Origin of the sequence: Flagellimonas sp. (assembly GCF_965601775.1) — a bacterium.
In the GTDB taxonomy this organism is placed as follows: domain Bacteria; phylum Bacteroidota; class Bacteroidia; order Flavobacteriales; family Flavobacteriaceae; genus Flagellimonas.
In genome coordinates this window covers 2,748,524-2,761,574 of sequence record NZ_OZ271837.1, presented here as the reverse complement: position 1 = coordinate 2,761,574, position 13,051 = coordinate 2,748,524, and the positions used below count along the sequence as shown (strand labels likewise).

Here is a 13,051-nt window from a genome sequence, read left to right as displayed (position 1 = left end):
CAAGCTAACGAAGAGAATCGAAAAGTTAGATGGAATATTTATTAAAATAGGTCAATTGTTATGCACACGTCCTGATGTTGTTCCACCGCAATCCGCCAATCACTTGAAACGGTTGTTACAAAAGACTAACCCTATACCATTTGCCCAAATTGAAAATACAATAAAGGAGTTGCTCAAAGAGCGGTACTCTCTTTTTGACATCGAAAAGCAGCCATTGGCAAGCGCAAGTATTGCCCAAGTACATAGGGCCACCTTTAATGGCGAAAAAGTGGTCTTGAAAATAGTCAAACCTGGAATCCCGGAGCTTTTCGAAAAAGATTTGAGAGTCTTAAGGGCCTTTATGAAAATGGGAACGTTTTTTCCTTTTCTAGCGAATCTGCCCATTATGGAACTTTATAAAGAACTTGAAGAGATTATTCTACCTCAGACGGATTTATTAAACGAAAAAAAGAACTTGATGAAAATCAAAGGAAATCTTTTGGATTTCAAGGATATTGCAATACCTGAAATCTATAAAGAAGGTAATTCATCCAAGCTTCTGATAATGGAATTTATGAATTTCCCAAATGAGGTGGATTTTGATGATTGGGAGATGGATAAAAGGATTAGAACTTCCAATCAAATTCTTGAAATGCTATTTCAGATGATGTTTGTGGACGGGCTCACCCATTGTGACATGCATCAAGGCAACTTATTTATAGATTATTCGGGGAAGTTGATACTGCTGGATTTTGGGATGGTCACGTCCATGACAAAAGAGGAGACAGCAGACTTTGTTAGGTTCTTTTACCATATGTCAATGAACAATGGTTATCAATGTGCTGAAATTCTGGAAAAAAAAGCCATTTTCTTATCCAAAAAATATAGTCGGGAAAAATTTTTCCACGAAATTGAAATGTTTATTAATAAACACTGGAGCTTAAACGTAATTGACTTTGAAACATCGCTTTTTACATTGGAAATGATTAGAATTCAAAATCAAAATGGTATAAAAGGTTCTACAGCATTTATCCACAATATTCTCTCAATCGTATTTCTTGAGGGTATACTAAAGAATATAAACCCCCAGCTTGATTTCCAATTAGCGGCTAAAAAATTTATAATCAGGAACAAGCTTAAGATAAAATAGAAATTCCTTATTCTTTTAATTGCTTGTATTTAAGGAATGACTCTATAGATAAATTATCTATATTATTTCATAATTCTCATCAATACTATTGTCTGAAAGGTACGCCATATCTTCATCTAACAATTGATCAAGGTACTCAATTTGCTGCTGAAAGTTTTTCTGGGCAAGTTTTCTCTCTGCAACTTCAAATGCAGAAAATGTATTCTGGGATTCTTGAACTTTCGGCACACTACCAGTAAGCTTTTGTTTGTTATAATAAGATCGACTTTTGTTATATTCAACCGCTCTCAAATAGATTTCTAGGTTTTTATCACTTTTATTACCGTTATGATAAATTTTTATTAAATCAAATAGTGTATCAGAAAAGAGATTCCCATGATTTTCTAAAAGACTATTCTGATAGTCAAAATTTTTGGAAATAATCGCATTTAGTAGCTCAGCAGATGTTTCCTCAAACCTGACATTTATTCTTTGTTTCTTTGAAAATAAAATCTCCCAAGGTCTATGCCTCAAGATATACTCTAACTCAACGGAGTATTTTATTTCAGTAGGAGCAAAGGGACTTTCTTCTATTAAAGATATGTATTCCATGTTATCCCCTTGTTGTAATTTTTCTATTAATCTTGTAATAAAATCCAGTAAAGCAGGAATGTCATCAATGTTTCGCATCGCATTTAGAAGATTCTTTATCAGTCCTTTACTATAAAGGGAAACCGATGACAAACCTAAGATACTTGAGAGATTAGAGATGTTTGTATTAGGATTTTCATTAGATCTTTTATGTATTTCCCTACTGACAGATAAAAGTGACTCGAGTATTGGTAAAACAATTTCAGAATCACTAGCTATTATTAAATATCTAATTTGCGTAAAATCCAATTTTTTAGCATACAGTGTTTTAGTAATAAAATTTAAGAAATCCGATAATTGTCCTGATAATTTAAACTCCCCTTTGGTAAGTTGGGAAACAAGCTTCCTCCAGAACAAGATAAATGTTTGGTTTGTTTTAAAATCATTCAAATCTATGCTGTCATATACTTTTTGAACAATTTTTTTTGCATCGCTCGAACTTCTTATTATGGGCCAATTATTCTCATTGAAGTGTATTGTTCCACCTGAAGTTTCTAATGTTCCATTTTCATTAGACAGCAATTTTGAAAATGAGTCGTCTGTAAATAAGGCCTGGAAATGTTTTTTAACAATCTGGATTTGCAGTAAATAATCATGGATTTCATCATGATCCCCAGCGATTAGGCCCATATCAAATTTGAGCCAACCAACTTCCTCTGGCAGTAACCCAAGTGGCCATGTGGAGTCAAATGTGAGAGCGCTAAATTTAAGTATAAGCTTTAAAGTACTATTTTTCTTTACCTTCGAGTAGAATGTGCTTTCCGAAAACGGAACAACCCTATATCCTTTTCCATTTGATGCTGAATTATAAAGTACTACTTTAATGTAATCTAGGTAGTTTTCGCTCGATAATAGTAATTTTTGCTTATTTCTTGGACTTCTTAAAAAGGCATAAAGCCCAATAGCTAACCTTCGAGTTATCAATATATCTTTGATAGCCTCTTCTTTATTTTTAATCGCATCAGGAAAACTTCCTGTTCTTACTTTAAATGAATCGGTAAAGGTTAATTTCCAAATATCTTCCTTAGCATTCTGATTATTAAAAGTTTCAAAAAACACCTCAAGATTTTGCATGGCTAATCTCGAAATATGGTTTTGAAAGTTATAGAAATTAAATCCATTTTTAAACTGAAAATAGGTAGATGACAGATTTGACCACTCTTTTGCCTGCGGCGCATTATTTAATTCTATCCAATGATTGTCACCCAGTCTAATAACTTCATCAACAAGAAAATTAAGACTAATAGGATCGTATTCATTAAAATCGATTTTGGAGTAAATACTTATTTGAATCCCGTAGTGTCTGAAGCTCTCTATTAAAAATTTTCTTTTTAGTCCTGAATAGGCAATTTTCCCAACATTTCTTCCTGTTTTAACTAAATATTTTATGAAGTCGTAGCCTTGCATAGAGGCAGGTGCCCCATCCTTTTTCCTAAGGCGATAGTCGCAAATGACTAAGGAAATCTCTCCATTAGTTTTATCTTCTTCCCATTGCTTGACTGCTTCTTCATATGTTTTGCATAGAACAACCCTTTTTTCAGATTCTAATCTCAGAGATAGTTCTTTAAATAATGGGCTTTTTTTGTTCACTTCATCATCGAGCCATAATACTTTCCAATTTTTCCAAATTGCCAGGAGCTTTTCTCCTTGCTCTTTATTATTGGATTCAGGTAAGGCATTTTCGCAAAGACTCCTTAAAGACTTCAATGCATTAGAACCCGATAGGTTGGTATTCAAGATTGCATCTAAATTCGGAACGGGTTTATTTAGACTGCTGTAAACTAATTGTACCAACTTACTGCTTTCTTGGAGTAATGAAGCGGTTACTTTTTTTTCAGCATTAAATTTTGGAGTCAGGCTATGTATTTGTTCATCAATAATTTGATTGATGCCACAATAATGGTGTTTAAGATCGTATAATGATAGATCAGATAGCGGGTTAATAATTTTAAATTTATCAACGCATTCAGATGTAGACAAAGGCAGTTGTGTAAAACCATGTCCAGGAAAAAACAGAATTTTAGAATTGAGAATTTTTTCTTTGTAGTAGTTTTCAGGTAAGAAAGACACAAACAAAACTTTGTTCTTATAGTTTTTTCTCCTTAATTCTTGAACAAAGGAAATTCCGTAAAAATCACTCCTGTTAACTATTTTACCCTTAGTATTAATATTCAACTCACATAGCACAATAAGACAATCGTCTTCACTAATCTTATCTAACTCTAGAAAATCGGATGGTGATAAAGAAACTACTTTTTCGAGTAAACTATCTTTGTTTATGTCAGTTCTATTTTCTATGTAATAAATCATAGATGCTACTTTTAATACGTCTGCCTATTAAGTTATGAAATCATTGGTCCTATATTTTCGAATTCATAGTTTTATCTTATAATCATCAGGTAATATCAAGTTTGTTCTTATAGTAAAACTATTGGTAAACTATTTTTCCAACTTCTCATTTGTTAGTAAACCTTGCACTTGTTCCTAATTGTCGACAACATATATCTTATTGTTATCGTCTAAACCATGAATCGATATATGACCCAATTCAATAACTTCTGACAAATACTTAATATGCTCATCCGAAATTTCTTCTCCAGGAAGTATCAATGGGATACCTGGGGGATATGGAGTTACCAGAGTGGCACTTGTTAAACCTAAAGCCTCAACAATTTTTTTTGTCTTTCTTGGGCAATAAAAAAAGTCCCTCGGGGGTTTATCCTTGTAGGTTATATTTTTAATCTGGGGAACATCAGTATCTTGCTTCACTTCTTTCTTCAGTCTTGGCAATTTCCCTGCAATACAGTCCTGTTCAAGATTTAATAGAGTATTGACTAGTGTTGTCGATTTATTTCTATCAAATGCTGTGCCTATTGTAAAGAGAATTTGGATACAGTTTTTAGTGTATTTTATTAAATCTACTTGAGCTTTGGTTCTGATGTATTCGAATGCATCTTTAACATTAATTTTTAACTCGGAGATATCAAAGGAAATCTTCAGAGGATCAAGAAAAATTCCTTCATTATCCAAGTCATAGCCTATTGAATGGAACTCATTTTTTAAATCATCTTCACCAATAATTTTAATCTTATCAAAAGATTTGCTATGAAAGTCATTTCTAAACATTTCTGCTCTCTCCAAGGCTAAGTCAATCAGCTCGAATCCTTCCATTCTCATTTGCATCGCGGCGATATCCATTGAAGCGATTAACTGATACTGAGGGGATGTGCTAGTAAATGTATTGTAAATATCTTTGAAAAAATTTAGGTCTATATTTGAATTGGCATTAATATGAATAAATGCTGACTGTCTTAGCGCGGACAACATCTTATGAGCGCTTTGCGTCACATACTGTACTCCGTTTCTTGTTGCACTTGTAGGCTGGAAAAGAGGGTGAAAATTGGAATACCCATACCACGCTTCGTCAACAAAAAGTTCTGTTCCGTATTGGTCACACAGTTTTTTCAACCTTTTAATGTCCATAACAAAGCCTTCATAGCTACAGCCAGTAACAACCAAAAGTTTATAATGACCTTTTTCTTTACCTTTAAACTCTTTCTCAATACCCAAAATTGATGGTGGTGCCATTATTTCATATTTTTTGGAATAAAGTGATTTTACGTAGGTAGGCGACGCTCCAGACATTATCATGGCATAATGAATAGATTTATGACAACTTCTAGAAACAAGTACAGGATCACCAGGTTTTAACAATGAAAGCAAAATGATATTGTTTGCGGAAGAATTCCCATTTGTGACGAAGTAGGTCTGTCCCGTGTTAAATGTTTCTGCCACTTTTCTTTGTGTAGAGCCAATAACATTTTCTAATGAAGCTTTGGCAAAAATAGATCCGAATGTTTTGGGAATATCATGATCTGCCGTAAACGTAGTTTCCCCAAAAAAGTCAAAGAGCTTTTTGGCATAAGGAGAGTTTTTCAAAACTTGACCTCTATTATGTCCCGGCACATGCCAACTGTTGCTTGCGGAATGAACATATTCTTCAAACTTTTTAAAAAAAGACGTTTCCATATCACTGTTTAGACCGTTCAACACTCTTTTTAAAACAGAGACTGCCTCACTACCTCCTTTAAGGATTTTTTCTTTCCAGATAAAATCCGGATTTACCTTTGGGTGATTTCTAAATTCTTGAAAATTAGTATCAACGATATTTGCTGAGCTTTGTGGATCATGCGCCGAAATTCCAAATATTGGTATCGATGGATTATTGAGAGTTATACAATCCACTAATTCAGCACCAAATAGATTTTGCCATTCAGCTTCATTATCTGGTTTGCGTAATTCCCAATCTATAAGAATAGCTTTAACATTTCTCCATTTTCTTGATTCAAGATGAGAAAGTAATTCTTCCGATGTTTCAAATCCTAAAATATCAATTTCTACACCTTTAAGCTTATCCAAACTAATTGAAGGTATCGCTTCTCTAAGCTTTACCTCAAGATCTTTTGAAACATCATCATCTAACACGGCTAGCTGTATGGTCCTAGTTGGTTGTTCTTTCATAATAGTTAATGTTTTTTTCTATCTTTTGTAGAATAGTACGGCTATATTTTTTGTTCAGAATGTCATGATTAAATAGCTCTTTAATTCTACTATCTTTGAGAAGTTTATGGTAGTTAGTAACTTCAAAACGACAAGCTGTATCTAAAACCTCAATGACCGGCAGGTGAATGAATCCAATATCTTCAACATGAAATTCATCTATCAAATAAAAGTCTAAATCTAAAAATGAAGTAAAAATTACCTCATTATAAACCATGCCTCCAAATCTTAAAAGGAGCATTTCATAGATAGTTCTTGTAATAGAAGATCTGGTATCCCCCATGTGCAATATTATCCTACTAGATTTTTTTTCCTCATTTAGAAACTCAGAGATTTTCTTTATTTGTTTCAAATTTGTCATAGAACGTAAGAGTCCGTTGTAAACATCAGACCTTCCAAAAAACCATATTGGTTCGTTTACCATGAAATAAAGTTACTTTATCTGAATATCGGATAACAGCAAATCTCTTAATGACGAAAGTAGTGGTTGTTGACTGTCATCATATTTATAGTTCTCTTGTTGCAGATGTTTTATGAACTTTAGCATGTTCTTATCTATACCTTTTTCCGAAATTGTGTTAAGTCTTCTAGAGTATGTATTGATGAAATCCTTGGTTATAGGCTTTCCGCTGTATATTGTATTTAAGATGTTTAGTGCATCTTTTACGCCATATGAATCGTCAAAATGGTTCCAAAACGACTCAAATTGCTTATTGTTAATATTACTCACTTCCCTTAAAGTACCTTTTATCTCATTTAACCATAAATAGTAGCCCTCGGAAATTGTCGAACCCCTCGGTACGTGATGGTCTTTAAACCCTATAAAACCGTTATCATCTAATTTTTGTTTTAAGATTGAATTAGTTTCATTATGATAGATGTAAATACCTAAAGTGTTATGTGCAATACTATCTAGGTCAATGCTTGAGTTGTCATGTACTAAATAGAGAAAACAATTATCACAGTTATCCACACCAATTTTCACCATATTTTCCTCGTCTAAAAGTAACCTCAGTCTCCTAGTTTGAAGTACTACTTTTAATTTTTCTGGGGTGGTAAAAAAAACAATAGCCCTACTTTTCATCGCTATAACTTAATGGTTTAGAAGCATATAACAGTTCGCTTAAATATAATTTGAATCGATTTTCAATTAGGTATTGAGATAACATAGAGTAGCTCACAAATGGTATGTTATCAGGCAAGTTGGATGGTTGGCCTCTTCCTGAAGTAACTACAATTTTTACATTTTTAAACTCATCCTTGATTTCATTTACTTTCCTAAGAATGCTCTCCTTTGATTTTTTAAAAATGTGTTTTTCGCTCATTAGTATTTTCTCAAGTACACCAAGGTGAACCACTATAAAATCAATTCCTTTGGACGCTCTTAATTCATGATCAATAAATTGTGATTTAATAAGGGCAATAATTTTTTTGGTATAATCATCCGAATAATTTTTTTTGCTTAAATCAAAGTCCTTTGTGGCATCTGGAATGTAAACATTTACATTATTCCAAAATTGATGATATGTGATATGCTCGAAATTATCTTTCCCATATAAAGACAATTTTGTCTTAGATTGTTTTTGGATGCGCTCATCCAAAATCAAAACGTTATTAATTGTTGAGTTCAAAAATTTAAGATACAAGATTTCACTTTCCAAAGAGTCATCGTCCCTGAAATCACCATTATTACTTATTCGATCAATTATCCTCTTATGCTGAGATCCATATATTTCTTCATAAACTTGAAGATTTGCTCCTTTGTATTCCTTGCCATGATCAAAAAAATGATATCCATATAGTTGAAATTTGGATTCAGAACTAATTAGTTCCTCACTAGTAGAGCTTAATTTTTTGTTCATAAAGAATTTAGATACATAAACCCTCCACGCTTCCAGTGAAAAATTATCATGATTAGGATGTAAATTAATACCATTGGCTTCATTGAAATAGAAATTAATATCACTCCATAAGATTTTCCTAACGGGCAATTTTAGTTTGTTTTCATAAGGTGCTAGACTATCATCATTTACGACACATAAATTATATGAACCAGAATACCTAGACTCCATGTCCGTAATGAAGTATATACCCCGATTAGTTGAAACTTTTTGGTCAATATCTCCAATGAATTCCCTTTTTTTATCAATAAATAAAATGTCTTTAGGTTTAGGAACATAAAATTGAAATCCTAAGAAGCGATTATCGTAAGGAACAGCTCTAAAAATCTTAGGAACATTTTCTTTGTTTTTTACTTGATTTTTATAGGTTTCCATCTTATCATGATCAAAGATTAACCTATAGTTGTCATTTTGCACATCTCTAGCGTTTATTCTTCTCAAATACGCTGCACAAACAAGCATTTCTATCATGCCCATCCCAGTTTCGCGTAGTTCAAAATTTGTTTCATCCAGGATATCACTATCAATCAAATCGTTTAATTGTAGCGCAATATTTTGAATTTCTGGGATTACTAATGGACCATCACCATCTCTCCTTGGACAAGTTTTGTACCATGTTGACATTTTGTCGCTAGTACCTTCCTGCTTGTACTGCATCGGTAGGATTCCAAAGGGATTTGCTCTTTCGACGTTATCAAAAACAATAATTTTATAGTATGATTCATCTAATGTGGACTCTTCGATTTTAATTGTAAAAGTTACTTGGGAGACTTTGCCTTTTGGACTATGTTTTGCTGTATTTCTGATTATGTTTTCCAAAATAATGTAAAACGCATGCTGTCCGAGCAAGTCATTCGAGATTGATAAAACTACATCTTCGATTCCCTTAGGCAATTCAACATTAAAATGAAATTTAAACTCCTTATCCAATCCACTTATTCGATTTAACAACACTCTGTTCTGATCAAATGGTTTAATTACTTCATCAACAAAAAGTTTTGTGAGTTGAAGTTGAGGAACTCCAGTAACAATATCAGCCAGAAACTCCATTCGGGTTTTTATATATGAGTTAAAAATGCCGAGGTATTTCCTATATAAAGTGTTTTTAATGTCTTCTTTTTCCAATTCATTTTCATCACTTAGTACATTGATTTTTTCGTAAATGGTATCTTCTAAGATTTGCTCGAACTTTGTTAACCCTCTATATGGCTCCGTTTCTGAAGCTCTTTCTAAATTGCCATTGTATACCAAAAAATTATTAAAATCTAAATCTTCATTGTTTATCATTCTACTCACTACATGAGATCCAATGTTGTGAGAAAGTGTTCTTAAAAAAACCTTTGCGATGGCATTGTGAAAAGATGTTTTTTTCTGTTGAGCAAAAAGCTCCAGTCTTTTTCTATTTATTGAATCCTCTAAGCTCTGCTTTTCTATTGCATAAATTGAGATTAATATTGGCAAAAGATTTTTTACCTTTTGCAAAATCTCGTCATTACTATCTTTTGTTAAGTAAGAATCTTCGTTTTCTTCATCTTTGATCATTAGAATTAAACCACTTACCGATATAATCTTCTGTTTATTCGCTTTTGGTGTCATAGGGATAAAAAGCCATCTAACTGGAGTTTTCCAAAAGGCCCTTACTATCAAGTGGATAGGAGGATGTAGGACAAAGTCCCTTTGTTCTTTTTCAGAAAACTTAATGTAGTGATTTGATCCAGAGGATATTGTTAAAAATTTTTGCCCTTTACTAGGTAAGATTAAGTATTGCTTTAAGATATGTTTGTAACGTAAAATTCGATTATTCTCCCCTAAATCCAGGTTTAACCATTTCTTGAATAAATCAAACTTATTTGTCTCCTTGTGATTAGCGTCAATAAATCCCAGAAGCTGTAAATCCTGAATCCAGGATGATTTTCTATAAACTTTATCCTTTACTATTGAAAGGTTTAGAATGTTATTTGGTTTTTTTTCAATGTATTTTCTAAGTGGCGCATTTAAATCTGAAAATTCCCAAAGAAGTTCATTTTCATAGTCAGCTTGTTTCCATCGTACTAACTCGTTATTCCTTTTGGCAATTATGAAATAAATCATCATAAATGAGGCATAGGCGTCAGATACATCAATATATTTTAGTCTTCTATCCTCACTATATTTAGTGGATTCAACCTTCTTAAAAATACTGAACGAAATTTCATCTGATGTTTCCGCACCATCTCTTTGCCTAGTTATATCCCATCTTAGCTTGTTAAAAGCATCATCTTGTGACAAATTAAAAATCTCTCTTATACTTGCGGTATTTGGGGTAATATTAAGATAGGCACTTTCTGATCTAAACGGATACCAATAACTATCCTTATAGGATATATCCTCATTTTCAATAGTCTGAACTCTAAACAATGGGGCTGCAACGACAAAGTCATTCTTTTTTAAATAGTTCAAAAACCCACTGTCGTATTTCATATAACATTGTACGAATCGCATTGGGTTTTTAATTGGGCCGTAAGAATCATCCTTATAAATGAATGGGCATTCCTTAGTATCACTTTTTATGCACTCCACACAGTCTGGAGTGACATGATGAAAGTTTTCATCATCAAAATCATACCCAAATAAATATTCATTCTTTTTCTTTTGAATATCATATATAATATCTTGTATGGTCCTTGTTGAATGATCACTCATTTCAATATATCATTAAATCTTTTTTGCCAATATTAGTACCGTATTAAATTCTTCGAGCTTTACTTCAGTACTAAATCCAATTTCATGCATCCATCTTATATGTGATTCCTTAGAAGCCAATTTGTTAAGAAATTTATGATGGTATGCCCATTCTTTTAGAAATTCTTTGTTTTCAGCATTCTTCACCAAAAAACTATAGTGTTCGGCCTCATTCAAAGCTGCCAATTCTTTGTTATCGTAGGTCATCAAATCGCCTAGAATAAACAACCCTCCCCTTTTTAATGAATTATAAATTCTAAGGATCATTTGTTTTTTGTCTTTGTCTGTTTCTTGGTGATGAAAACCAATTACGCATATTGCTGCATCATAATTTTTAGGTAGTTCCATTTCCGAGTAGTCTTTGAGAATAAATTCACAGCTATGCCCATTAAGCTTTTCCTTAGCCCCATTCAACATCTGTTCAGAAAAATCAATTAAAGTAAAATGCGCGTTTTTGGTATTTTCGGCGATTACGAGTGTAGTATTACCTGTTCCAACCCCTAGCTCTAATATTTTGGGATTCGGATCAATTTTTTTTGTAATATTTGCGATTTCTTGGTGCAAAGCCTCATATCCGGGAATTGTGTTTACGATGTCTTTATCATATCGTTCCGCGGAATAATAATGGTAGTTCAAATCTTCTGGCCCTACATTTGTCATGTGTTTTCTTTTTTTATATACTCTCCAGTATTATGAACCTGTGAATACTCAGCCAAATAATGATTAATTCCATTTCTTGAAATTTCCTTCATGGCACTAATTAAGTAACTTACATCATCTTCTTGGTTCTCTAAGCCAAAGCTTACTCTCACAGAACCAGGAATTAGAGAGGTATTTCCAGATTTGACTTGTTCAAGAATCTCTTCATCCGATTTTACATTCATAATCCGTCTTGAGAATTCATAAACACAATATGAACCTGCACGTGTTCCAATTCCATATTCGTCATTTAATATTTGGGCGAGTAAACGGCAAGGAAAATTGCCTAGATTAAAAATTAACAAACTTGTGTCCAGAGATTCTTCTTTGTTTTTATTGACATATAATAATATTCCTTTTATTGATTTTAACCCTATGTAGGCCTTATTTATCAACTTCAGTTCGTGAGCTTTAATATTTGAATAGCCGATTCTTAACAACTGTTTTATGGAAAAGTATAGTGCTCTTGCTCCTATATAGTTGGGAGTTCCCGATTCATGTGCTTGCTCACTTTTTACCCTTACTATTTCACCACTTGATGATATATAAGGAAAGTTGCCCCCGCCTATTTGATAAGGCCAAAATGCATCAAACAATTTCTTGTTACCAACAATAGCCCCTGATCCAAATGGAGCGTACATTTTGTGCCCCGAAAAAAGCACAAAATCAACCCCTTGTTCAGTCATATCAAGCTTTTCATGCTGCAGTAATTGGCAGGCATCAAGTAAAACCATAGCCCCATATTTGTGCGCAATGGTCCCCATTTCCTTTATGGGTGCTCTATAACCGGTAACATTTGACTTGCCTGTCACTACCAGGAGCTTTATTCGGTCATCTGGTGATTTTAAATGATTTTCTTCTAAAATGCTCTCAATAGTTTTGAGATTAAATGAAAAGTCTTTCTCGGTTTTGTGCACAACAACTTTCTTTCGTCCTTCAATTAAAATATTATCATTAAATGTATCTGTTTCATTTTTCAGGGCATCTTCCATCGATACCTGTTTCATATTTTGATGCCTCCCTTCGTGAAACATCCATGGGATAAGACTAGACGAATGTTCTATGTCAGAAACCAATATTTTTCCTTTTATTTGAGAAAACATATAAGCCGTTATATTAATCCCTGCAGTTGTATTAGGAACAAAAACCGCATAATCATCGTTTCTGGCATTCACAAATCTTTTAACCGTGATTCTTGCTTCTTCATATTTTTCCGTCGATTTTTTTGATTTGGTACCAGCACCTCTGTGAACGCTGCCATATTCATATAAATCATTTGATATTCCATCCAAGACAGAAGCAAAAGGAGGAGTTGTAGCAGCATTATCTAAATTTAAGTACCTTCTTTTTTGGTCACCAGATAAATGAACTTCGTAAGAATAGTATTTTGAATCGAATAAGTTTTTCATGG

The 13,051-nt window shown here is 33.1% G+C and carries 8 protein-coding genes; 1 reads left to right on the top strand and 7 read right to left on the bottom strand.

Annotated features, from left to right (window positions below; genetic code table 11):
- Positions 1-103: 103 nt before the first annotated feature.
- Positions 104-1,129, top strand: a complete 1,026-nt coding sequence (locus tag ACSLUF_RS12780; RefSeq protein ID WP_435623174.1) for an ABC1 kinase family protein — start codon at positions 104-106, stop codon at positions 1,127-1,129.
- A 57-nt stretch (positions 1,130-1,186) separates the two neighbouring features.
- Here the strand turns inward: ACSLUF_RS12780 and ACSLUF_RS12775 are convergent, their stop codons facing one another.
- The 7 genes from ACSLUF_RS12775 to ACSLUF_RS12745 form a co-directional block, all read right to left on the bottom strand.
- The gene (locus tag ACSLUF_RS12775) at positions 1,187-4,069 is read right to left on the bottom strand and encodes a hypothetical protein (RefSeq protein WP_435623173.1); all 2,883 of its coding nucleotides are present in this window, start codon (positions 4,067-4,069) and stop codon (positions 1,187-1,189) included.
- 174 nt (positions 4,070-4,243) lie between these two features.
- Positions 4,244-6,280, bottom strand: coding sequence for an aminotransferase class I/II-fold pyridoxal phosphate-dependent enzyme (locus ACSLUF_RS12770; RefSeq protein WP_435623172.1), 2,037 nt, complete (start codon positions 6,278-6,280; stop codon positions 4,244-4,246).
- Positions 6,261-6,743, bottom strand: coding sequence for a hypothetical protein (locus ACSLUF_RS12765; protein WP_435623171.1), 483 nt, complete (start codon positions 6,741-6,743; stop codon positions 6,261-6,263). Before ACSLUF_RS12765 ends, ACSLUF_RS12770 begins: the two co-directional genes overlap by 20 nt.
- A gap of 9 nt (positions 6,744-6,752) precedes the next feature.
- The gene (locus ACSLUF_RS12760) at positions 6,753-7,403 is read right to left on the bottom strand and encodes a hypothetical protein (RefSeq protein WP_435623170.1); all 651 of its coding nucleotides are present in this window, start codon (positions 7,401-7,403) and stop codon (positions 6,753-6,755) included.
- Positions 7,393-10,902, bottom strand: coding sequence for a hypothetical protein (locus ACSLUF_RS12755; RefSeq protein WP_435623169.1), 3,510 nt, complete (start codon positions 10,900-10,902; stop codon positions 7,393-7,395). Before ACSLUF_RS12755 ends, ACSLUF_RS12760 begins: the two co-directional genes overlap by 11 nt.
- Before the next feature lie 12 nt (positions 10,903-10,914).
- Entirely contained in the window at positions 10,915-11,601 is a 687-nt protein-coding gene (locus ACSLUF_RS12750) for a class I SAM-dependent methyltransferase (RefSeq protein ID WP_435623168.1), read from the bottom strand.
- Entirely contained in the window at positions 11,598-13,049 is a 1,452-nt protein-coding gene (locus ACSLUF_RS12745; RefSeq protein ID WP_435623167.1) for an aminotransferase class V-fold PLP-dependent enzyme, read from the bottom strand. The genes ACSLUF_RS12750 and ACSLUF_RS12745 overlap by 4 nt, the downstream gene beginning before the upstream one ends.
- Positions 13,050-13,051 lie beyond the last annotated feature (2 nt).

Bases quoted from the DNA above. Each gene is read 5' to 3' on its own strand.
- ACSLUF_RS12775 (WP_435623173.1), bottom strand. From the start codon at position 4,069: ATGATTTATTACATAGAAAATAGAACTGACATAAACAAAGATAGTTTA.
- ACSLUF_RS12770 (WP_435623172.1), bottom strand. From the start codon at position 6,280: ATGAAAGAACAACCAACTAGGACCATACAGCTAGCCGTGTTAGATGAT.
- ACSLUF_RS12765 (WP_435623171.1), bottom strand. From the start codon at position 6,743: ATGGTAAACGAACCAATATGGTTTTTTGGAAGGTCTGATGTTTACAAC.
- ACSLUF_RS12760 (WP_435623170.1), bottom strand. From the start codon at position 7,403: ATGAAAAGTAGGGCTATTGTTTTTTTTACCACCCCAGAAAAATTAAAA.
- ACSLUF_RS12755 (WP_435623169.1), bottom strand. From the start codon at position 10,902: ATGAGTGATCATTCAACAAGGACCATACAAGATATTATATATGATATT.
- ACSLUF_RS12750 (WP_435623168.1), bottom strand. From the start codon at position 11,601: ATGACAAATGTAGGGCCAGAAGATTTGAACTACCATTATTATTCCGCG.
- ACSLUF_RS12745 (WP_435623167.1), bottom strand. From the start codon at position 13,049: ATGAAAAACTTATTCGATTCAAAATACTATTCTTACGAAGTTCATTTA.